The following is a 20596-nucleotide window of genomic DNA, read 5'->3' as shown; positions in this document are numbered from 1 at the left end:
CAGATGCTGGGCTGGCGTGACCACCAGCCAGACGTCACACGTCGCCAGATCCGCCAGGGCAGTCGTTGCGAGCACGGTGCCGGGCAGCGCGATTCCGGGCAGGAACAGCGTGTTTTCGTGGGCGGCGTTGATGGCATCAATGACAGGCTGTTCGCGGGCCCAGAGCAGCACCTCGGCATCGCTGGCCATGGCCGCGGCCAACGCCGTGCCCCAGGCGCCGCCGCCCAGCACGCCGATGCGGTTCATGCCTTTACGCCGGCGCCGCGCACCGCCTCGGCACCCGGATCGAGCGGCCAGCGCGGGCGCGCGGGCGCATCCATGCCGTCGATCAGTCCGAGCGCCAGCCGCTCGGCGCCGGCCCAGGCGATCATCGCGCCATTGTCGGTGCACAGCCACGGCGGCGGCGCCGAAAACGGCAAGCCGTGGCGGCCGGCAAGCGCTGACAAAGCGCCGCGAATGGCCATGTTGGACGCCACGCCGCCAGCCACGACCAGGGCGGTGGCCGATGGAAAGGCTGCGATCGCCCGCGCGGTGCGATCCACCAGGCAATCGCATGCCGCCTGCTGAAAGGCCGCAGCCAGATCGGCAATATCCTGCGCAGTCGGCGCGCTCATGGCGGCATGGGCGCGCAGCACCGCCGATTTCAGACCGGCGAAGGAAAAATGCGGCTCGGCGCTGCCCATCAATGGCCTTGGCAGGGGGAAGCGGCGCGGGTTACCGGTCAGCGCCGCCCGTTCCAGCGCCGGGCCGCCGGGAAAGCCAAGGCCCAGCACCTTGGCCGACTTGTCGAACGCTTCGCCAATGGCGTCATCGATGGTGGTGGCCAGCCGGCGATAGCGGCCGACGCCCTCGACACCCAGAAGCTGGCAATGACCACCCGACACCAGCAGCAGCAGATACGGAAATTGCAGGCCGGCATCGGCGAGTCGCGGGCTGAGCGCGTGCCCTTCCAGATGGTTGACCGCGATCAGCGGTTTGTTCGCTGCAAACGCCAGTGCCTTGCCGGTGACCAGCCCGATCATCACGCCGCCGATCAGTCCCGGCCCGGCTGTGGCCGCCACCGCATCGATTTCGGCCAGGCCGATCCCTGCGGCGTCCAGCACCTCGGCGACCATCGGCGTCAGCCGTTCGGCATGGGCGCGCGCCGCCAGTTCCGGCACGACGCCGCCAAAGGGCCGGTGCGCCTCGTCCTGCGATGCGATGCGCTGTGCGACGATGCTGCGGTCTCCTCGCACCAGCGCCACCGCGGTTTCATCGCAGGACGATTCGATGCCAAGGACGAGCGGGCCAGCGTTCACTGCGCTGCCATAGCGGGGCGGGATGCTGCGGTCGAGAGCGCCGCCGGGCCCCAGCGGCTGCGCCACATTGCCAGGACCGACGCGAGGCCGAAGCTGGTCGTGGCGAGCAGGATCAGCGCGAACACCGTCCACAGCGGCGCCGTATGCATGCCGAGCCAGACGCCGCCAGCGATGACCACGGCCAGCCGCAGGGTGCCGGCTAGTACCATCGCGCCGACGCGTCCGGCGGGCATGCTTGCAAAATACAGGCACAGAGCAGCGCCGAACAGGCCGAAACCCGGCCCGGCCCAGCCGAAATACTGCGCCGCCACGGCCAATGTCGCGGGATCATCGGTGAACAGCCGCGTCCACAGGCCGGGCCAGATTGCCAGCACCAGCCCCAACGTCCCGAGGCCGGTGCCTGCCATGGCGGCCCCCGTCCAGGCAGCGCGGCGGGCGCGGCCGAATTCGCCGGCGCCGATGGCCGTGCCGACCACCGGCACAGCCGCGACGCCGAACGAAAACGCCAGCGGTGTCAGCAGAAATTCCAACCGCGTGCCGATGCCATAGGCGGCCAGTGCCGTGGCACCAAAGCCGGCGACCAGTCGGCCCAATATGACGATGGTCAGCACCGATTGTACCGGCGAGATGCAGGCCACCGCACCGATTCTGAGGATATCGGTAAAATGGGCGCGTACCAGCGGTTGGCGCAGGTCCAGCCGGATGGCCGCGCGTCCGGACATCAAGAATCGGGCGAGAACGATGGCACCGATGGCCGAGGCGATCACCTGGCCGGCTGCCACGCCGGCCATGCCCAGGCGCGGCAGAGGCCCCCAGCCCAGCCCGAGCGCGCCACCCAGCAGCACCTGTGCCGCCGATGTTGCCAGTTGGGTGGTGGCGGGCACTTTCATGTTGCCCGAACCGCGCAGCACTGCCGCCAGGATGTTGGTCAACCACAGGCCGGTGGCGCCCAGAAAGGCAATGCCGGCATAGGCCAGTGCTTGTGCCAGCGCAGAACCGCTTCCGCCCAACGCCGCGAACAGCGCCGGACCCAGCGCCAGCATCACGGCCGTGGTGACCAGCCCGGCCGCAACGGCGATCCAGAAGGCATGGGCAGCCAGCGCATTGGCGCGCACCGCATCGCCCGCGCCAAGCGCGCGGGCGACCGCTGCCGAGACGCCGCCGCCCATGGCCCCGCCGGACAGCATCATCTGCAACATGATGAAGGGAAACACGATTGCCATGCCGGCAAGTGCCGGCACACCCAATTGCCCGACATAGAAAGTCTCGGCGATGGCAGCCAGCGAGCCGGCCATCATGCCAACCATGTTGGGCAGCGCCAGCCGGGCCAGCAACGGCACCAGCGGGGCGTTCAGGAGCGGGTTGGAGCCGTCGGCCTGGCTTGTCATGAAAGTCCCTGAATTGAGTCGTGCCCAGTTTGCCGGACCCGGTTGCCTTTGTCGATTCGCGCCCCGCCAGTGCCGTCAATTCGGGGGCTGTGGCGCAATGTGCATGCTTGCCAATCCGCCGCGACGCTTCCATGAACTGATCCCATGAGCGAGACATTCAAGATCGGCACGCGCGGCTCGCCGCTGGCTTTGGCACAGGCGCACATGACGGCGGCAGCACTTTGCGCTGCGCACGGCTGGGACGCGGACCACATTGAAATCGTCGTCATTTCGACGACCGGAGACCGGGTGCAAGACCGGCCGCTGGCCGAAATCGGCGGCAAGGCGCTGTGGACCAAGGAACTAGATGCCGCATTGATGGATGGCCGCATCGATTGCGGCGTGCATTCGATGAAGGATGTCGAAACCCAGCTCAGGGACGGCATTGCGCTTGCCGCCATGCTGCCCCGCGCCGATGTGCGCGAGCGGCTGATTGGCGCCGACAGCATCGAGGCGTTGCCGCATGGCGCGCGTGTCGGCACTTCCAGCCCTCGCCGGGCCGCGCAATTGAAGGGCCTGCGCCCGGACCTCAGGACCGAGATCCTGCGCGGCAATGTCGCCACCCGCATGGCCAAGGTGGAAAGCGGTGCCATCGATGCCACGTTGCTGGCTGCTGCCGGGCTGGACCGGCTCGGTGTTGCGGTCGGTGCCACCATCGAAACCGATATCATGCTGCCGGCAAGCGCGCAGGGCGCAGTCGGTATCACGGCACGGATGGGCGATGACACCGTGCTAAGCCTGTTGGCTGCGATCAACCATGACGACACGTTCTCCTGCGTCGGCCTGGAGCGCGGCTTTCTGGCGGCCTTGGGCGGCACCTGCCATTCGCCGGTCGCGGCCCTGGCGACGCTTAATGCCGGCCGGGTGACCTTTCGCGCCGAAATCATGACCGAGGACGGGACCGAGATCGAGGAAGGCGGCTTTGAAGCCGATGCCGCCGATGCGCCGGCATTGGTTGCAGTCATGGCGGCCGACATGCTGGACGATGCCGGCCCGGCGATCAGGGCGCTGTTCAACCCCTGATGCGTTTTCTCGTCACCCGGCCGCGGCCCGGTGCCGATGCCACGGCGGCCGCGCTGGCGGCCCTGGGCCATGACGCGCTTGTGATGCCGCTTTCGCGGACCGTGCCATTGCCATGGCCTGTGCCGGACACGGCACCGGATGCCGTGATGATCACAAGTGCGGCGGCCTTGCGCCATGCCGGCGCCGCTGCGCTGCGCTGGCGCCATCTGCCGCTACTTGCCGTGGGCGGCGCGACTGCCGAAGCGGCGCGGGCAGTTGGTTTCTCCGATGTGCGCGAAGGGGCCGGGACGGTGCAGCAGTTGCTCGATGGCCTGGCCGCCGCCGGCCCGCTTTGCCTGCTCCATCTCGCAGGGGAAGACCGAACTCCCGTCACCGCGCCCGCGCACATCGTGCTGGATGTCCGTCCAGTCTATGCGGCCCGGCTCTTGCCCATGCCGGCGCTCCCGCTGGCTGATGTTGCGCTTGTTTACAGCGCCCGTACCGGCCGGCATTTTGCCGCCGAATGGGACAGGCTGGGCGGCGACCGGGCCGCGCTGGGGCTTGTTGCGATCAGCCCGGCGGCCCTGGCTGCGGCTGGCACGGGCTGGCGCGAAACCCGATGTGCCGCCGCGCCGACCGAAGCGGCGATGCTGGCACTTGCCGTTCAGAACGCATAAGAACGCGGCATGACTGATCCTTATTCGCGCGACAATGACCGGGCCAGCATGGATGCCACCGAGCGGCTGCGCGCGCGGCTGTCCGCCGGCATCGCAAGCCCCTTGCCGGCGCGGCCTGCCCGCACGGTCTGGCCCTGGGTATTGTCGGGCGCCTTGTTCGTGTTTCTGGCCGGGTTGATCGCCAACCCCTGGTTCGAAAGCGAAGTGCGCAGCCGTTTGCCCTTTTCCGCCGCGTTGCCGGCGCCGGATGCCGATGCCGCCGCCCTCAAGCTGCGGCTTGCCGAGCTGGAACGGCGCAGCAATGGCGCGGCGGCCGCCATGCCGGCCGAGCGGTTGGCACGCACCGAAGCCAGGGTCGAAAGTTCCACCGACCAGATCGCGCGCGATGCCGAGCGGATCGATGCGCTGACGGCGCAATTGTCGGCGCTGACAGCGCGCGTGGATGGGGAACAGGCCCGCACCGCTGCCATTGCCGGAACCGCCATGGCTGCCGCCGACCGCGCCGAAGGGCTGTTGACCCTATTGATGGTGCGCCGCGCCATCGAAGCCGGCCGGCCTATCGGCGCGCTGGAGGCCAGCCTGCAACGCCTGTTTGCCGCACGGTATCCCGAGGCGGTGAAGTCGGTCATGGCGCTGGGCCAGGCACCGGTGTCCCGCGCGGTCCTGCAACGTGACCTGGACCGGCTGGCGACCGCCCTGAAGGCCGGTGACAGCGCGACGCGCGGCCAGAGCTGGTGGGATGCCCTGACCAGCAGCGTGTCCGGACTGGTGTCCGGGCCGGATGCGCGCGTTGTCGGCCCCATCGAATCGGCCGAGGCGGCCATGGCGCGCGGCAACGTCACGGCTGCGGCACAGGCATTGCGCCGCCTGCCGCCGGCTGTGCGCCGCGACGCCGCCGGTTGGCTGGCCGGTGCGGCGCGTCTTGCTGCCGGCGAGCAAGGCCTGACGACACTGGAAACTTCGACATTGATTGCCTTGCCGGTGCTTGCAGCGCTGGCACCGGCACGGAGCCTTGCAGCCGCGCCGCTCCGGTAAGCGTCGGGCCCCAGCGCCACGCGATAGCCGCGCCAAGCGGGGGCTTGCGTCCCCGCCGGCAATCGCCATGATGACAATCCGGTCCCTCGGGGAGAGCCTGTCATCATTGCGTCTGCGCCGACCGGTTCCCTCCGTGCTGCCAATGCCTGGGCGATGGCGCAAGCCGCGCGAGATCCCTATGTTATCCTGATCTCGATCTATATTTTTGCACCCTATTTCGTGACGCGCGTGGCGCCCGACCCGGTGGAGGGTCAGTTGCTGGTCGCCGGCGCCAGCAAATGGGGCGGCTGGGCCGTGATGTTCACCGCGCCGCTGCTGGGAGCATTCGTTGACCGCATCGGCCCGCGCAAGCCGTTCCTTGGCGCTGTTGTGACGATGATGGCGCTGCTGGTCGCTGCGCTGTGGTTCGCGCCGCCACTGGGCAGTGGTTTGCCCGGCTTGCCGTTGCTGGCGGTGGCGGTGATCATGGGCATGCTGACCTGGCTGATGGCCGCGCACGAGATGTTGCACAATGCGCTGCTGGTGCCGGCGGCGGGCGTGGCCGGCACGCCGCGTGCCTCGGGACTGGGGCTGGCGGGCGGCAACGCCATGTCGGTCCTGATGCTGCTGGGTGTTCTGGTGGCTTTCGCCTTGCCCGGCACTGTGGATTGGTCCTGGTTGCCAGCGTCTCCGCTGCTCGGCTTGGACCCGGCGCTGGGAGAGCCGGCGCGCATCACCGCGCCGATAGTGGCGATCGCGCTTTTGGTTGGGACGATGCCGCTGCTGTTGCTTGTCCCGGACATGCCGCGATCCGCCTTGGGCTGGGGCGAGGCGCTGCGTGCCGGCATCGGTGATCTGGTGGCGCTGCTGCGGGAACTGCGCGGCAACCGCAACCCGCTCTTGTATCTGGCCAGCCGCATGGTGTTCACCGACGGGCTGACGGCGATCCTGGTCTTTGGCGGCATATTCGCTTCGGGGACCATGGGCTGGGGCACCTTGGAAATGCTCGGCTATGGCATTGTTCTGTCGGTGGCGGCGGTGCTGGGCGGGCTGTTGGCGGGGCGGCTGGATGTCTGGATCGGGCCGCGCCCGGCGGTGATCATCGAATTGCTGACCATCATGGTGTTCCAGGGTCTTGTGCTGGGCATGGGCAAGTCGCGCATCCTGTTCCAGACTGTGGTGCCCGTGCGGGTCTGGGATGGCCCGATGTTCAACACGCTGCCGGAAATCGTCTTTCTGGCGCTGGGCTGCGGCATGGCGGTTTCCGTGACCGCCGCCTATGCCTCGTCGCGGACGTTGCTGACGCGCGTGGTGCCACCGGAAAAACTCGGCGTCTATTTCGGCATTTATGCGCTGTCGGGCTATGCGACGATGTGGCTGGGGCCGTTCCTGGTCGAGACGGCCACGATCATTGGCGGAACGCAGGCGTCGGGTTTCATTCCCGTGATTGCCTTGCTTGGCACCGGGCTGTTGCTGCTCTTGTTCGTCAAGGGTGGTGGCCGGCTGCGCGCATGATCTGTCTTTGCCCTGATTGTCGTTGTCTTGTCATGCCGCCGGCCTATTGCTGAACCATGGCCAGGGCTTCACTATTATCGACCCTTACGGGATTGTTCCTCATGACTGCTGCCGCTGCGCCGCTGCCGCCATCGCCGCCTCCGCCGCGACCGCCGGCACCGGCCATCATCATTGCCCATCGCGGCGCCAGCGCCGACCGGCCCGAACACACGCTGGCCGCCTACCGGCTCGCCATTGCGCAAGGCGCCGACTTCATCGAGCCGGATCTGGTATCGACAAAGGACCATGTGCTTGTCGCGCGTCACGAAAACGAGATTTCCGGCACGACAGATGTGGCCGACCATCCGGAATTTGCGAGCCGAAAGCGCACGCAGACCATCGACGGCGAGGCAATGACTGGCTGGTTCACCGAGGATTTCACGTTGGTCGAACTCAGGACGCTGCGCGCGCGTGAACGCCTGCCGCAACTGCGCGCTGCGAACATGGCGTTCGACGGCGAGGAGCTTGTCCCGACGCTCGACGAGATCATCGCCTTGGCCAAGGCCGAGACGCGGCGGACAGGGCGAACCATCGGAATCTATCCCGAAACCAAGCATCCGAGCCATTTTCGCAGCCTCGGCCTGGCGCTGGAGCCTTTGCTGCTCGCGGCCCTGAAAAAGGCCGGCTGGACCAGCAAGTCCGCGCCGGTGTTCATCCAGAGCTTTGAAATCGACAATCTCAAGGCGCTGCACGGCCAGACCGGCGTGCGGTTGATCCAGTTGATCGGCGATGGCCGTTCTGCCGATGGTCATGACTATGCAGCGCTGCTGACGCCGCAGGGCCTGACCGGCGTTGCTGCCTATGCCGCCGGGATAGGCCCGGAAAAGTCCCGCGTCATACCGCGTGATGCCGCCGGCAATTTGCTGGCGCCGACTGGGCTGGTGGCCGATGCACATGCTGCTGGCCTGCAAGTGCATCCCTGGACGTTTCGGCCCGAGAACTACTTTCTGCCCCTAGCGCTGCGGCGCGGCGCGGATCCCAGGGCGCGCGGTGATGCGGCAGCGGAAATCCGGCTGTTCCTCGAAGCCGGCATCGACGGCGTGTTCAGCGACTCGCCTGCCGCGGCAGTGGCGGCGCTGGGGGGACCGCCAGCGTAGCGGCCAGTCTCAGCGTCAGTCGCTTTTCAGGGCCAGTCGATCAGGAAGTTGATGTTGGCGGCGGCGATGGGCTTGGCGCGATCGGCCTGCCATGCCGTGGTGCGCACGTTGACGACGCGGCGGCCGAGCTTGCTGACGGTGCCGGCGGCATAGGTGTCGCGCGCGGCGCCCTCGCGCATGAAATCCACGGTGATGGTGATCGGGCGGATGCGCGGCAATGGCTCCCCGGCGGGCTGCGCCGTGATCACGCACGCCATGCCGGCCAATTCCATCAGCCCGGCGATCGATCCGCCGTGCAGCCGCCCTGGCGATCCGATCAGCGCATCGGCATAGGGCATCAGCAGGTGCACGCCGCCGGCGTCGCGCGCGAAACTCAAGGCCAGCAGCCGCCCATAGGGCAGCATGTCGAGCGGCCCCGCCGTGCCGCTGCGGAGTGCGTCTGCAAAGCCGGCGGCGGTCATGCCGGCGCCTTTGCAGCAGCGGCGAACATGCCGGGCGCGGATGGCGCGGTGAACATAAACGTGCCCGCCACATTGGCAATCGGGTCGGCCGGGTCGCCGTCATGGGCAATGCCGCGCACGAACGCGATCTGGCGTGTCATGCGGTAACATTCGGCGCGGCCGATGACGGTGGCCTCGGGGCGCGGGCTGCGCAGGTAGTCGACGCGCAGATCCAGCGTGGCATGCGGTTCGAATGCCTTGCGGGTGATGAACACGCTCATGCCCGACGCCGTGTCCATCAGGGCAAAAATCGGCCCGGACGCCATGACGCCATAATCCGGGTCGGCCAGCAAATGCGGCGCGAACGGCAGTTCCAGTTCTGCCCAGTTTTCGCCGCTGCCGCGATAGGCGATGCCCAATTGGGCATTGTGGGGCACGCCGCGCATGAAATGCTGCACGAAACGGCGCTGCCGCCGCGCGGCGTCATCTTCGGCTTCGGTCATGCTGCCTGGCTTTGGGCGTTGCGCGCCAGCTCGCCGATACGGGCGACCATCGAGGCCAGCCCCTGGGTGCGGTTGGATGACAAATGCCGGCCCAGCCCCAGCCCATCAAGGCGTGTCCGGATGTTGGCGGTATCGATTTCGGCTGGCGTGCGGCCGTTCGCCAGCATCAGCACAAGCGCGACCAGCCCCTTCACGATGGCGGCGTCGCTGTCGGCATCAAGGTGCAGGTGCGTGCCGTCGAAATGCGGCTGCAACCACACCTGGCTGGCGCAGCCGCGCACCTTGTTGGCGTCGGTCTTGGTGGCCGGGTCCATGGCCGGAATGGCGCGGCCAAGGTCGATCAACAGGCGGTAACGGTCGTCCCAATCGTCAAAGGCCTCGAATTCGGCCTCGACATCTTCAAAGCGGGTGATTGCCATGTCCCGCCCATTGCGGCGTGGCGCGGCGATGGTCAACCCTTGCACGGTGACGCGGGGCCAGTGCCGCTGGACAGCGGCGGCGCCCTAGAAGTCGACGCCGGCTGCGATGGCTTCAAGCTTGCGAATGCGTTCCTTGAGGTCGGCCAGGTCGATACGCTGGCCGATGGCTGGCATGTCGGTGCCGGCGGCGGCAGGGCGGGCATCAAGCTCGCGGCCTTTGAAGCGGAGCCACGCGGCCCAGCCCCAGGCGGCGAAACCGCCCAACATGGCCAGGCCCATCAGGGTGGCGGATGACAGGATCACAAGGGAGTCGGCAGGGGGCATGACGGGGGGAGACATGGGCCAAGTTCCTTTCGCATGAGGCCGCAGAGGGCTATTTGTCCTTGAGGCTTTCGATTTCGTCCGACAGCCGCTTGGCCGGGTCGGTGGCGAGGCGTTCGAGGACTCGGATGCGGTCGTTCAACCTTGCCACTTCCGATTGCAGGCGGGTGTTCTCGGCGCCGCCGCGGTCCTCGCCGACCAGCTGGTCCTTGATTTCGCTGATCCGGTTCTTGCGGCCAGTCAGCACTTTGCCAATGGTGACGATCAATATGATCATCACGACCATTTCAAACGGGTTCATGTCGGTCTTTCGGGCGGCCTGGCCGCAGCTTGGGTTGCGTTAGTTGAGCTTGGTGGTCTGGAGCTGGTCGATCTGGGCCGACAGGCGCGCCGGGGCATCGGTGGCAATGCGCTCCAGCACCTGCAGCCGGTCCTTGATGGCGCCGAGCTCGGCTCGCAGTTGGCCGTTTTCCTGGCTGAGCAGGCGAATCCGCTCGGTCTGTTCATTGGACTGGATGGGCAGCATCGGCTTGCCCCAGCTCGATTCGAGGGGATAGCCGTTCTTGATCTTGAGCCAGGTGGTCATCACCCAGCCGACGGTGCCGATGAACACGGCGGACACGCCCACCGGTGCGATGGCGGTGATGATGGCGGGGTCGAGAGCCATGATGAAGTCTTTCAGTTGATTTGCTTGAGCGGAGCCGGCTCGTCGCGCAGCGCCTCGATCTGGGCGGTCAGCCCTTCGTTACGGTCGGTGACGATGCGGTTGAGTACGGCGACGCGTTCTTCGAGCGTGGCGATCTTGGCGGCATATTGGGCGGCGCTTTCGGCGGAATGATGGGCCGTCACCTCAAGCTGCTTTTCCTTGAGCTTGATCCAGCGTTTCAAGACGCCGCCGATGATGGCGAGGATCGGGATGGAGAAAACCAGGATCGGGAACCACATTTGCATGGCGGGCGTCCTTATTTCAGGCGTTCAATTTCGGCGGTGAGCCGGGCGGGCGCGTCGGTGGCGATGCGTTCCAGGACGGACAGGCGTTCCTCCAGCCGGCCAATCTTGCCGCGCAGCAGGTCGTTTTCCTGCGCCAGCAATTCGTTTTGCCGGGCCAGTTCGGGGCTGCCCTTGTGAGTCTTGCCGCCCCATTCATCCTCCAGCGGATAGCCGTGGCGGGCACGGATGGCAGTGGTGATCACCCAGGCGCCCATGCTCATCGCGATGATGGCGAGGACGAAAAACGGGCCGCTGAACGACATGGACTGTGCTCCTCTGGCTGCGACTAGCGCAGCTGTTCGATTTCAGCCGACAAACGGCTGTTCGAGCTGGTGACATAGGCTTCGAGGTCGCGCAGCCGGCGGTCGGATTCGCGGAACGAGGCGTTGACATCGCGCAGGGTGCGCTTGGGCGCCACGCGCAGGCCGCGCCAGAATTCGCGGTCTTCGGGCCGTGTGTCATACAGCGCGGCGGGCTTGGCCTGCGCCACCCAGCCGGTCACCAGATAGACAAGGATCAAGGCGCCTGAACCGAGGATGGTGCCGAGCGCAAAGCCGATGCGCACGATCGTCGGGTCCCAGCCGAAATAGTCGGCGATACCGGCGCACACGCCCATGAACTTGCCGTTGCGTTTGTCGAGGTAGAAACGGGTCTGACGGGGCTGCATGATGATGTTTCCCTGTTTTCGCTGTGTCAGTCGGCGCTATGTCAGCCGGCGCTGTTGCTGTTGGCGACGAGGCCGATGATGAGATAAATCAGGATGGGCGATCCGAGGCCGAACACGGCTGCCGCGACAAAGGCGAGGCGGATCCACATGGCATCCAGATTGAAATAATTGGCGATACCGGCGCAGACGCCCATGATTTTGCCGCTGCGCTTGTCGAGAAGGAACGTGCCAGCCATGCTGTGTCTCCTTTTGGCAGGGATCACTTGAGTGCCCGGCGCTGCTCGGAATGATCAGCGATCCGGCTGTCTTTCCAGGTGGGGTTTTCGTCGGCGACGATGCGTTCGATGGTTTCGATGCGGGAATCGAGGCGCCGGGCCAGTTCGTGCAGTTCGTCGAGCAGCACTTCATCCTGCTGGCTGATGCCGGTGTTGGATTTCCAGCGGGTCAGATAGTGCAGGATCAACCAGGGCAGGCCGATGAACAGCATGCCGACGATAAGTACGGGGAGAAGGACGTCTTCCATGGCGATTATCCTTCCGTCTTGCCGAGGCGCGCCTTCATGGCGGCCAGTTCGGCGGATACTTCGTCGTCGGTGGCCAGATCGGCGAATTCATCGGCCAGGCTGCGCGGCGGGCCGCCAAGGCCCAGCGCATCGGCGCGGCCTTCGGCCATGTCGGCGCGGCGTTCCAGCACATCGAAGCGGGCGAATGCCTCATCGACGCGCGGGCCCTTGATCATCTCGCGCAGCTTGGAACGCTGGGTGGCGCTTTCGATGCGGTTGAGCAGGGCGTTCTGCCGGGTGCGGGCTTCACGCAGCTTGGCTTCGAGCTTGGCAATATCGGCCTCGTTCAGCGCCAGGCTGTCGTTGAGCACATCAACCTCGGCCTGGGTGGTATCGACAAAGGCGCGGGCCTTGTTCTTTTCCACCAGCGCGGCCTTGGCCAGATCCTCGCGGCCCTTGGACAGGGCCAGTTCCGCCTTGTCCTGCCAATCACTGCAGGCCTGCTGCGCGCGGATGATGGCGCGGCGCATTTCCTTTTGATCCGCGATCGTCCGGGCTGCCGATGCGCGCACCTCGACCAGTGTTTCCTCCATTTCGAGGATGATCATGCGGACCATCTTGGCCGGGTCTTCGGAGCGATCGAGGAGATCGGTCACATTGGCCGCGATGATGTCGCGTGTGCGGGAAAAAATGCCCATCGGAAAGATCTCCAGAAATTCGAGTCGGGGTGATGTGTTGCGTGCGGGGCGGTAGGCGGTGTCGAAGTGATCGGCGCTAAAGTGAGTGGCGCTAAAGTGAGTGGCCGGGGCCGGTTCCATCAGGAGGGGGCGACTGAAGGGAACCAATGCCCCGGCCGTCGTTGCGGACCGGGGGGGTGTATGGGTCACGCAACGATAACGCTGTTTGCCGTCGGCGTCACCATGCTGGGCGCGGTGGCTGCGGCGATGAAAGTGGTGCCCATAAGCAGGGCGGCGAAAACGGCGACGAAGTTGCGGCCGAGGTTGTTGAAGCTGTTCGTCATGGTCTGTCTCCTGAGTGGTTGGCGTTTCCGGCGGGGGCCGTTGGCGCTCATGCCAATAGCTTTGCACAAGTCGTGCCAAGTGACAGAACTGCGCTAACTATCTGATAATATTGTATACCAGCACCGCAGGAGTGAATTTATACAGGCGCAGCTTGCCAAACATTGGGAAAAAACACTAACTTGCGGCATGGCAGTGCAGACCCAGTTGATTGGCTCGTCCTCGACCTTCCTTGATGCGGTCGAACGTGCGTCTTCGGCTGCCGCCTTGAACCGTCCGGTGCTGGTCATCGGCGAGCGCGGCACTGGCAAGGAGCTGATCGCCGACCGTCTGCATCGACTCAGCCCGCGCTGGTCGGCGGCGCTGGTGTCGCTGAACTGCGCCGCGTTGCCGGAGAACCTCATCGATGCCGAACTTTTCGGCTATGAGACCGGCGCCTTTACCGGCGCGCAAAAGGCACGGGCCGGTCGGTTCGAGGACGCCGATGGCGGCACATTGTTTCTCGACGAGATTGCTACCTTGTCGGCGGCCGCCCAGGAGCGCTTGCTGCGCGTTGTCGAATATGGCGAGCTGACGCGGCTGGGCTCGAACCGGGCGATTACCGTTGATGTCCGGCTGGTGGGTGCCACCAACGAGGACTTGCCGCGATTGGTCGCGAAGGGCCGGTTTCGCGCCGATCTGCTCGACAGGCTGAGTTTCGAGGTCATCACCCTGCCGCCGCTCAGGGAACGTGCCGAGGACATCGACACGTTGGCCAGCCACTTTGCCCGGCGCATGGCGGCCGAACTGGGCTGGCCGCGCTTTCCGGGTTTCACGCCGCGCGCCATGGCCTTGCTCAACAGTCATGGCTGGCCCGGCAATGTCCGCGAGCTCAAGAACGTCATCGAGCGTTCGTTGTATAGATGGGGCGACGCCGAGACGCCGGTTGGCCAGATCGTGATCGATCCGTTCGAATCGCCTTGGCGCCCCCCTGCCATGCCGCCGGCCGTGTCAGGTGTCGTGACCGATGATCCGGTGGCGGCGGTGGCCGTGGCAAGCGCGCCGCCATCGGCAGAGCCATTCCCCGGCGATCTGCGCGGCGCGGTGGCGGCCTATGAAAAATCCCTGCTCGAGGCGGCGCTGGAACGCTGCCGCCACAACCAGCGCCGCACGGCGGCAAGCCTTGGTCTTAGTTATGACCAGCTGCGCCACGCGCTGAAGCGGCACGATCTGACCGGCGAATAGCGGCGCTTCAGTCCATTTTGAGACCATGCCGCGCCAGCAGCGGGCCTTGCAAGGCGGTGAATACGAACACTGCCAGCGTCACGCCCCACACCTTGAAGCTGAGCCAGTCATCATAGCCGAGCATGCGCCGTGCCGCCTCGTTGGCGGCCATCAATGCCAGGAAGAACAACGCCCAGTTGCGGGTCAGTTTCCGCCAGCCTTCGGCGTCCACGCCGGGCAGCGCGTCTTCCATGACGATCTGCAAGGTCGGCCGGCCGGTCAGCAAACCGAACCCGAGCAGTGCGGCAAAGCCGGCATAGATCAGGCTGGGCTTGATCTGGATGAACGCCTTGTCCTTGAGCCAGAGTGTCAGCCCGCCCAGGATCAGCACGACGGCACCGGTGAACAACATGGCCGGCGGCACATGCCGGGTGCGCAGCCATGACCAGGCGGCGGCAAGAACCGTGGCGACCATGAACGCCGCTGTGCCGACGATGGCGCTGGCGACGTCGGCCTCCTTGAGGCCAAGCATGGCGAGGTCGCCGGACAGGAACAGGCTTTTGCCCAGCTTGCTGCCAGCAAAGAATATCAGCAGCGGTCCAAAGTTGATGAGCATCTTCGACGGTGTCGACAAGGGGGGGCGTGCGGCAACCATGGCGCGTCCTTAGCCGATGGGCGCCGCTGGGGGTAGCCCCCGCCGCCGACGGGGATGCCTCCGGCCGCCGGCGTAGTTGCCTCCGGCCGCCTGAGTGGTTGCCTCCGGCCGCCGGCGTAGTTGCCTTCGGCCGCCTGAGTGGTTGCCTTCGGCAAGGGGTGACGCGGCCACCGAAGCGCGATAATCGGATAAACGTGACAAACCTGCTTGCCGCCACCGACCTTGCTTGCCGCCGCGGCGATCGGCTGTTGTTCGAACACCTGTCCTTCGGGTTGGAATCGGGCGGCGCGCTTCATCTCGAAGGGCCCAATGGCAGCGGGAAATCGTCATTGCTGCGGCTGATCGCCGGACTGCTGGCGCCGGAACATGGTACCATCACCGGTAACGACAGCCGGGCCTATCTTGGTCATGACGTTGCGCTGAAGCCTCGGATGCAACTGAGTGCAGAACTGGGCCATTGGGCGCGGCTGGACGGCGCCAATGAGCGGCTGCCGGCAGCGATGGCAGCGATGAATGTGACGGCGCTTGCCGGTCTGCCAAGCCGGCACCTGTCATCGGGCCAGCGCCGGCGCGCCGGGCTGGCGCGCGTGATTGCGTCGGGCGCGCCGCTTTGGCTGCTCGACGAGCCGACGGCAGGCCTCGACACCGCGTCGTGCGGCCTGTTGGCCGATGCGATGGCGCAGCACCGGGCTGCCGGCGGCATGATCGTGGCGGCGGTGCACGGGCCAATCGGGCTGGCTTGCCCCCAGACTGTGCGGCTGGGTTGATGTTCCTTGCCTTGGTCCGCCGCGATCTGTCGCTGATTGCCCGTTCGCCGGCGATCTGGATGCCGGTGATGTTCTTTGTGCTGGTTGCTGCGCTTTTCCCGTTTGCCATCGGGCCAGATGCCCGGCTGCTGACGCGCATCGCGCCCGGCGTGGTGTGGGTGGCGGCGTTGCTGGCGGCGTTGCTGCCGGTGGAAACATTGCTGGCGCCGGACATGGACGATGGCACGATAGACCAGCTGATGGTGCGGGGAATCGCTCTGGAGATTGTCTGCGCGGCGCGGATCTGTGCGCATTGGCTGGGATTTTCACTGCCACTGCTTGCTGCATTGCCGGTGGCCGGCGTGTTGTTGGGTGTTGAACCGGCAGTCGGCTGGCAACTTGCTCTGGCCCTGCTGGCTGGCACGCCGGCGCTGGCCAGCCTGGCAGTGATGGCGGCCGCCTTGACTGCCAGCCTGCGCGGCGGCGGCGCGCTGGCCGGGTTGATCATATTGCCGCTGGCGCTGCCCGTCCTGATTTTTGGCGTCGGCGCCGATGCGCCGGGCGCGCTCAGGCTGTTGATGGCGGCAAGTCTGGTGGCGCTGGCGATCGGGCCGTTCGCAGCGGCGGCGGCCCTGCGCCCCGACTGAGGCCGAGTTGCAGCAATCCTTTGGCTGCGCTAGCTTGCGCTGATACCCCAGCCCCCCAGGAGTATGCCATGCAAATCAAGACGATGACCGGAACGGTTTTCAGCGCCGCACTGTTGAGCCTGCTCGCCGCCTGTGGAAGCAGCGAAACCAAGGCGCCATCTCCGACCGAAGCACCCGCCGATACGTCAGCAATGCCTGAGGCGGCGGCACCCGCTCCGGCCGCGCCCGCAGCGGCGCCGGCGTCTGCGCCCACGGCAACGCCGGGTTCTGCACCTGCAGCGATCGATCCGTCTGCCGCCGGTGCTGTCACGCTTGCTTCGCTGACCGGCGATGCCGCCAAGGGTGAGAAGGTCTTTGCCCAGTGCAAGGCTTGCCATGTCGCCGAGCCTGGTGTGAACCGTGTCGGCCCCTCGTTGCACGGGGTCGTGGGCCGCACGGCCGGGACGGTGGCTGGTTTCAAATACAGCATCGCCAACAAGAGCAGCGGCGTGACCTGGGCGCCTGATGTGCTGTTCACCTATCTTGAGGCGCCCCAGAAATTCATGCCGGGTACGCGCATGGCGTTTGCCGGGCTGAAGAAGCCGCAGGATCGTGCGGACGTTATCGCCTATCTCAAGACCAAGGCATAGGATCGGGATGTCGTTGCGGGCAAACACGGCCGGGGCGAAGCGTGCGCTGGCCGGTCAGTTCAGTGTGACGATGGCTCGGTTGAGCATGGCGGCAAAGCTGACCCACGCCAGATAGGGTACCAGAAGCAGGGAAGCTGTGCGCGATACGCGCCACGTCACGACGATCAGCGCCGCGATCGAGGCCCAGAGCAGACCGATTTCAATGGCGGCGAGATCGGGCCGGTGCCAGCGGAAGAACAGGAAGCTCCACATCAGGTTGAGAAAGCCGTTCAAGGCGAACATGCCGATGATGGCATCGCCGCCGCTGCGAGTGCGCGCCGCCAGCCATGCCGTGGTGCCCGATATGGTGCACAGCAGGAACAACACCGTCCATGCCGGACCGAACAGCCAATTCGGCGGCGCCCATGACGGCTGGTTCAGGCCTTGGTACCATGGGCCCAGGTCAGTGATCGTCGCACCGACCGCAGCCGTCAACGAGGCAGCGATGGCGGCGATGAACGCCGGGAGAATCCACCGCCCTGCCAACATGGCCGCGGATCAGACTTTTCCGGTGCGGACGCCGCCGCCCGAAAGCAGGCCGGAAATCAGCTGGGCGCTGTCCTTGAGGAAGATCTTGATGTGCGCCATCGGCTTCTTCTTCTGGATTTCCTTGTTCATATAGGCTTCCCAGGTCAGCTGCTGGATATCCTTGTCCATGCACAACTTGACGAAGCGTTCGCGCATGTTGTCCGAACGATACCAGAACCATTGCATGATGCCGAGCACCAGGAACACCTGGCCGTGCAGCTTCATGAACTTCTTGCGGGCGGTGGCCAGCTGCTTGACATCACCGGTCTTGAGAAAGGCGGCAGCGGATTCGCCGGCAAAGCGCCCGGCGGTCATGGCATAGAAAATGCCTTCGCCGCTGGCCGGGGCCACGGTGCCGGCGGCATCACCGGCCACGATGACATCCTTGCCATTGTCCCACTTCTTGCGGGGTTTGAGCGGGATCGGCGCGCCTTCGACGCGGACGGTCTTGCAGTCGGCTTCGGCCATGCCAAGCTCTTCGCGCAAGTTCGCGACGGCCTTGCGCAGTTCGAAGCCCTTGACGGCGCTGCCCACCCCGACGCTGGTTTTCGAGCCATGCGGGAACACCCAGGCGTAGAAATCGGGGCTGTGCTTGCCCTGGTAAAAAACATCGCAGCGGTTGCCGGCAAAATCGTTCACGCCTTCGGGCGGCGATTCGATGACCTCGTGATAGGCAGCCACAAACGGCAGCTTTTCATCGGGCAGCGCGATGCGGGCGACGGCGGAATTGCCGCCATCGCAGCCCAGCAGCACCCGGGTGCGGACCTTTACAGGCTCGGAACCACGCGCCGCGCCCTTGGGGCGGTAGCAGACAATGGCCGTGCCATCGCCGTCGCGTTCGATCGTCTCGAAGGTGCCGTCGCGGCGGTCGGCACCGTTGGTCGCAGCGCGTGTGCGCAGCCATTCGTCGAAGACATCGCGGTCGACCATGCCGACAAAGCCGTCTTCGCCGACCGGCATGTCGACCTTGCGGTTGGCCGGGCTGATCATGCGCGCCGCATTGGCGGTGGTGCACAGTTGATCGAGCGGCACGTCGAAATCCTTGAGCAACCGCGGCGGCACGGCGCCGCCGCAAGGCTTGATGCGACCCATGCGGTCCAGCAACATGACCTTGTGACCTGCAAGGGCCAGGTCGTTGGCCGCAGTGGCGCCCGATGGCCCACCGCCAACGACAACGACATCGAAAAACTCGCTCACGCCAAAGCCTCCATTTTTGCGACGGCCGGCTCGGCCATGCCTTCGTTCAGGCGCAGTGCAATAACTGCTGCAATCAGGAACATGCCAGCTTCTACGGCGAAAACCAGCGAAAAAGCAGCGCCTCCAGCATCTTCATTGCCGCCGAGCAACCGCCGCCCCCAATCCACGGCATAGGCGCCAGCAAAGCCGCCGATGCCAAATGCCGCAGCCTGGGATGCGCCCCATAGCCCCATTCGGATGCCTTCATGGCCAGGCCCGCCGCGTCCCGCCAGTTCCAGCATCGAGCCGATGGCGGCCACGGCAAAAACGCCATTGGCAAAGCCGAGCAGCGCTACGGTTGCTTGCAGCGGCCAGCCGGGCCCGGCAGAGGCGGCCGCCGCCAGCAGCGCCAATGCCAGCGCCGACCCGATGCAGCCACCGACGATCCAGCGTTTCAGCCTTGGCCCGGCCCAGCCTTTGACACTGCGGCCTTTGACACTGCGGCCGCCGAAACCGTGGCCACCGACGCCCACAAGTATCATGCCAGCCAGAACGCCCATGTGCTGCACGCCGGACAGGCTGGTCGACTGACCGGGGGTCATGCCGAACACAAGGCCGGCAAACGGTTCGAGGATTAGATCCTGCATGGAATAGGCCAGCATCGAGAAAAACACGAAGATCGTGAACAAGCGCGTCAGCGGATCGGCCCAGATGCCGCGAATTGCCGGGCCGAATGCGGCCGGGGCGGCGCTGCCAGGCGCGGTGTCGGCTTTGCCCCCGGTATTCCCTTCAACGCCCCAGACCGCGAGGCACGTGACGACAAAGGCGCATGAGACCAGCCCTGCGGCGACCAGGCGCATGCGCTGCGGCGACCAAGGGTCGAGCAATTGTCCAGACACGCCGGCAGCAATGATGATGCCGACGATCATCATGATCCAGGTCAGCGAGGCCGCCGCCGGGCGCCGCGATTCGGCGGTGCGGCTGGCGAGCAGGGCGAGCAGTGAAGTGCCGCAGGCGCCCACTCCGATGCCGATCATTGCATAGGCAAGCACAAGCACGCCAAAGGCTGTCCAATATGGCCCGCCAAGCATTGTCGTCGCTTGGGTCGCCAGCAGCCCGCCGCTGCCGAGCATGGCCATGCCGCCGATGATCCAAGGGGTTCGCCGCCAGCCCGCATCCGAGCCATGGCCCCATTTCGGTCGGGACAGTTGCACGCCATAATGAAAGGCCACCAATCCTGCCGGCAGCGCCGCAGCCTGCGAATATTCGACGACCATGATGCGGTTGAGCAACGAGGACGACAACATTACGACGGCGCCAAGAGCGCTTTGCACCAGCCCAAGCCGGGCAATGCCGGCCCATCCCAGTGGCGGCGCGGTCATGACAGAGCCCCCAGGCCAAAGGCACTGGTCAGCATTCCTAGCACATAAAGGCTGGTGCCGGTCGCATTGTAGAAGGGTGCGTTTGCGGCCGGGGCGGCAATAACGCGCTGCATCAGCACCACCTGCATGGCCAGCGAGAACGCCACCATTGCAGCGGGCCACAATAGCCCGAACCGCGCCAGCAGCACGATAACCGCCACCTGTGGCAACGCCATGGTCCAGCAGGCCACCAGCGCCGCTGGCCGCTCTCCGAGCAGCACCGGCAACGAGCGCACCCCGCTTTGCGCGTCGCCCTTCACGGCCTTGAAATCATTCAACACCATGATGCCATGGGCGCCCAGGGCATAGAGGCACAACACCATGATGATGCGTGCATCGGGCATGCCGCCAACCATCACGGCGGCGCCGGTAAACCAGGTCAGCCCCTCATAGGCAGCGGCACAGACCAGTGGCCCCAGCCAGCCATTGGCCTTGGCGCGGACCGGCGGCGCCGAGTAAGCCCAGGACATGATGATGCCGATCACCGTCGCCCAGCCGACGACGCTGTTGATGGCAAAACCGACGAACAGCGAAACAACCGTGCCGGCGATGGCGATGCCAAGTCCCCAGCGTCCGGGGATGCGGCCCGACGGGATCGGCCGGCCCGGTTCGTTGATCGCAT

Annotated in this window: 30 protein-coding genes; 9 read left to right on the top strand and 21 right to left on the bottom strand. The window is 66.0% G+C overall.

The annotated features are described in order from the left end of the window. From RMQ73_RS03915 to RMQ73_RS03905, 3 genes are all read right to left on the bottom strand, one after another. A partial coding sequence (locus RMQ73_RS03915; RefSeq protein ID WP_310496737.1) for a 2-dehydropantoate 2-reductase N-terminal domain-containing protein occupies window positions 1-246 on the bottom strand: 246 nt, incomplete at its 3' end. After that, complete coding sequence (gene tsaD / locus RMQ73_RS03910) at window positions 243-1298, bottom strand: tRNA (adenosine(37)-N6)-threonylcarbamoyltransferase complex transferase subunit TsaD (RefSeq protein ID WP_310496736.1); 1056 nt, start codon at window positions 1296-1298, stop codon at window positions 243-245. The genes RMQ73_RS03915 and tsaD, both read right to left, overlap by 4 nt. Further along, window positions 1295-2686, bottom strand: coding sequence for an MATE family efflux transporter (locus RMQ73_RS03905; RefSeq protein WP_310496735.1), 1392 nt, complete (start codon window positions 2684-2686; stop codon window positions 1295-1297). The genes tsaD and RMQ73_RS03905 overlap by 4 nt, the downstream gene beginning before the upstream one ends. A 144-nt stretch (window positions 2687-2830) precedes the next feature. Between RMQ73_RS03905 and hemC the strand changes: the two genes are divergently transcribed. The 5 genes from hemC to RMQ73_RS03880 all read left to right on the top strand — a co-directional run bounded on the left by hemC (window position 2831) and on the right by RMQ73_RS03880 (window position 8069). Further along, the gene (gene hemC, locus RMQ73_RS03900) at window positions 2831-3748 is read left to right on the top strand and encodes a hydroxymethylbilane synthase (RefSeq protein ID WP_310496734.1); all 918 of its coding nucleotides are present in this window, start codon (window positions 2831-2833) and stop codon (window positions 3746-3748) included. Then, on the top strand, window positions 3748-4404 hold the full coding sequence (locus tag RMQ73_RS03895) for a uroporphyrinogen-III synthase (protein WP_310496732.1): 657 nt from the start codon (window positions 3748-3750) through the stop codon (window positions 4402-4404). The genes hemC and RMQ73_RS03895 overlap by 1 nt, the downstream gene beginning before the upstream one ends. 9 nt (window positions 4405-4413) lie before the next feature. Beyond that, the gene (locus RMQ73_RS03890; RefSeq protein WP_310496731.1) at window positions 4414-5439 is read left to right on the top strand and encodes a hypothetical protein; all 1026 of its coding nucleotides are present in this window, start codon (window positions 4414-4416) and stop codon (window positions 5437-5439) included. Between the two features lie 153 nt (window positions 5440-5592). Then, window positions 5593-6933: an MFS transporter gene (locus RMQ73_RS03885; RefSeq protein ID WP_310496730.1), complete on the top strand. Its 1341-nt coding sequence runs from the start codon at window positions 5593-5595 to the stop codon at window positions 6931-6933. A 101-nt stretch (window positions 6934-7034) separates the two neighbouring features. After that, window positions 7035-8069: a glycerophosphodiester phosphodiesterase gene (locus tag RMQ73_RS03880; RefSeq protein WP_310496729.1), complete on the top strand. Its 1035-nt coding sequence runs from the start codon at window positions 7035-7037 to the stop codon at window positions 8067-8069. 26 nt (window positions 8070-8095) lie between these two features. On the opposite strand, the gene RMQ73_RS03875 is transcribed toward RMQ73_RS03880, so the two are convergent. From RMQ73_RS03875 to RMQ73_RS03815, 13 genes are all read right to left on the bottom strand, one after another. Continuing rightward, the gene (locus RMQ73_RS03875) at window positions 8096-8530 is read right to left on the bottom strand and encodes a PaaI family thioesterase (protein ID WP_310496728.1); all 435 of its coding nucleotides are present in this window, start codon (window positions 8528-8530) and stop codon (window positions 8096-8098) included. Beyond that, complete coding sequence (locus RMQ73_RS03870; RefSeq protein WP_409049826.1) at window positions 8527-9012, bottom strand: PaaI family thioesterase; 486 nt, start codon at window positions 9010-9012, stop codon at window positions 8527-8529. Before RMQ73_RS03870 ends, RMQ73_RS03875 begins: the two co-directional genes overlap by 4 nt. After that, the gene (locus RMQ73_RS03865) at window positions 9009-9431 is read right to left on the bottom strand and encodes a SufE family protein (protein WP_310496727.1); all 423 of its coding nucleotides are present in this window, start codon (window positions 9429-9431) and stop codon (window positions 9009-9011) included. The genes RMQ73_RS03870 and RMQ73_RS03865 overlap by 4 nt, the downstream gene beginning before the upstream one ends. Window positions 9432-9515: 84 nt before the next feature. Beyond that, a complete protein-coding gene (locus RMQ73_RS03860; protein WP_310496725.1) occupies window positions 9516-9770 on the bottom strand; it encodes a hypothetical protein in 255 nt (84 codons plus the stop codon). Window positions 9771-9804: 34 nt separating this feature from the next. Continuing rightward, window positions 9805-10053 (bottom strand): hypothetical protein, encoded by a 249-nt coding sequence (locus tag RMQ73_RS03855; RefSeq protein ID WP_310496723.1) that lies wholly within the window; start codon window positions 10051-10053, stop codon window positions 9805-9807. Between the two features lie 39 nt (window positions 10054-10092). Beyond that, the gene (locus RMQ73_RS03850) at window positions 10093-10419 is read right to left on the bottom strand and encodes a hypothetical protein (RefSeq protein WP_310496721.1); all 327 of its coding nucleotides are present in this window, start codon (window positions 10417-10419) and stop codon (window positions 10093-10095) included. An 11-nt stretch (window positions 10420-10430) separates the two neighbouring features. After that, the gene (locus RMQ73_RS03845) at window positions 10431-10703 is read right to left on the bottom strand and encodes a hypothetical protein (protein WP_310496719.1); all 273 of its coding nucleotides are present in this window, start codon (window positions 10701-10703) and stop codon (window positions 10431-10433) included. Between the two features lie 11 nt (window positions 10704-10714). Next, complete coding sequence (locus RMQ73_RS03840; RefSeq protein WP_310496717.1) at window positions 10715-11005, bottom strand: hypothetical protein; 291 nt, start codon at window positions 11003-11005, stop codon at window positions 10715-10717. A gap of 23 nt (window positions 11006-11028) precedes the next feature. Then, complete coding sequence (gene pspC / locus RMQ73_RS03835) at window positions 11029-11409, bottom strand: envelope stress response membrane protein PspC (protein WP_310496715.1); 381 nt, start codon at window positions 11407-11409, stop codon at window positions 11029-11031. Between the two features lie 41 nt (window positions 11410-11450). Beyond that, the gene (locus tag RMQ73_RS03830; protein WP_310496713.1) at window positions 11451-11645 is read right to left on the bottom strand and encodes a PspC domain-containing protein; all 195 of its coding nucleotides are present in this window, start codon (window positions 11643-11645) and stop codon (window positions 11451-11453) included. Window positions 11646-11668: 23 nt separating this feature from the next. Further along, on the bottom strand, window positions 11669-11932 hold the full coding sequence (gene pspB / locus RMQ73_RS03825; RefSeq protein ID WP_310496711.1) for an envelope stress response membrane protein PspB: 264 nt from the start codon (window positions 11930-11932) through the stop codon (window positions 11669-11671). A gap of 5 nt (window positions 11933-11937) precedes the next feature. Continuing rightward, window positions 11938-12609, bottom strand: coding sequence for a phage shock protein PspA (gene pspA / locus RMQ73_RS03820; protein ID WP_310496709.1), 672 nt, complete (start codon window positions 12607-12609; stop codon window positions 11938-11940). Between the two features lie 185 nt (window positions 12610-12794). Beyond that, window positions 12795-12983 (bottom strand): hypothetical protein, encoded by a 189-nt coding sequence (locus tag RMQ73_RS03815; RefSeq protein WP_310496706.1) that lies wholly within the window; start codon window positions 12981-12983, stop codon window positions 12795-12797. A gap of 136 nt (window positions 12984-13119) precedes the next feature. On the opposite strand from RMQ73_RS03815, the gene pspF reads away from it, so the two are divergent. Next, entirely contained in the window at window positions 13120-14154 is a 1035-nt protein-coding gene (gene pspF, locus RMQ73_RS03810) for a phage shock protein operon transcriptional activator (RefSeq protein WP_310496704.1), read from the top strand. A 7-nt stretch (window positions 14155-14161) separates the two neighbouring features. Here the strand turns inward: pspF and RMQ73_RS03805 are convergent, their stop codons facing one another. Further along, on the bottom strand, window positions 14162-14749 hold the full coding sequence (locus RMQ73_RS03805) for an inner membrane-spanning protein YciB (protein ID WP_310496702.1): 588 nt from the start codon (window positions 14747-14749) through the stop codon (window positions 14162-14164). A 233-nt stretch (window positions 14750-14982) separates the two neighbouring features. Here RMQ73_RS03805 and ccmA point away from each other — a divergent pair, with 233 nt between their 5' ends. From ccmA to RMQ73_RS03790, 3 genes are all read left to right on the top strand, one after another. Then, complete coding sequence (gene ccmA, locus RMQ73_RS03800) at window positions 14983-15555, top strand: heme ABC exporter ATP-binding protein CcmA (RefSeq protein ID WP_310496700.1); 573 nt, start codon at window positions 14983-14985, stop codon at window positions 15553-15555. After that, entirely contained in the window at window positions 15555-16181 is a 627-nt protein-coding gene (gene ccmB / locus RMQ73_RS03795; protein ID WP_310496697.1) for a heme exporter protein CcmB, read from the top strand. Before ccmA ends, ccmB begins: the two co-directional genes overlap by 1 nt. A gap of 68 nt (window positions 16182-16249) precedes the next feature. Further along, window positions 16250-16810, top strand: a complete 561-nt coding sequence (locus RMQ73_RS03790) for a cytochrome c family protein (protein WP_310496695.1) — start codon at window positions 16250-16252, stop codon at window positions 16808-16810. A gap of 54 nt (window positions 16811-16864) precedes the next feature. Here RMQ73_RS03790 and RMQ73_RS03785 read toward each other — a convergent pair whose 3' ends face one another. From RMQ73_RS03785 to RMQ73_RS03770, 4 genes are all read right to left on the bottom strand, one after another. Beyond that, window positions 16865-17338: a TspO/MBR family protein gene (locus RMQ73_RS03785; protein WP_310496694.1), complete on the bottom strand. Its 474-nt coding sequence runs from the start codon at window positions 17336-17338 to the stop codon at window positions 16865-16867. A 9-nt stretch (window positions 17339-17347) separates the two neighbouring features. Further along, entirely contained in the window at window positions 17348-18574 is a 1227-nt protein-coding gene (locus tag RMQ73_RS03780; protein ID WP_310496693.1) for a geranylgeranyl diphosphate reductase, read from the bottom strand. Next, window positions 18571-19935 carry a BCD family MFS transporter gene (locus RMQ73_RS03775; RefSeq protein WP_310496692.1) on the bottom strand — a complete coding sequence of 455 codons (1365 nt, stop codon included), beginning with the start codon at window positions 19933-19935 and terminating at the stop codon, window positions 18571-18573. Before RMQ73_RS03775 ends, RMQ73_RS03780 begins: the two co-directional genes overlap by 4 nt. Continuing rightward, on the bottom strand, window positions 19932-20596 hold a 665-nt coding region (locus RMQ73_RS03770), incomplete at its 5' end, for a UbiA family prenyltransferase (protein WP_310496691.1). The genes RMQ73_RS03770 and RMQ73_RS03775, both read right to left, overlap by 4 nt.

Source organism: Sandarakinorhabdus sp., from assembly GCF_031430775.1.
In the GTDB taxonomy this organism is placed as follows: Bacteria; Pseudomonadota; Alphaproteobacteria; order Sphingomonadales; family Sphingomonadaceae; genus Sandarakinorhabdus.
This window is presented reverse-complemented; position numbering and strand designations above follow the sequence as displayed.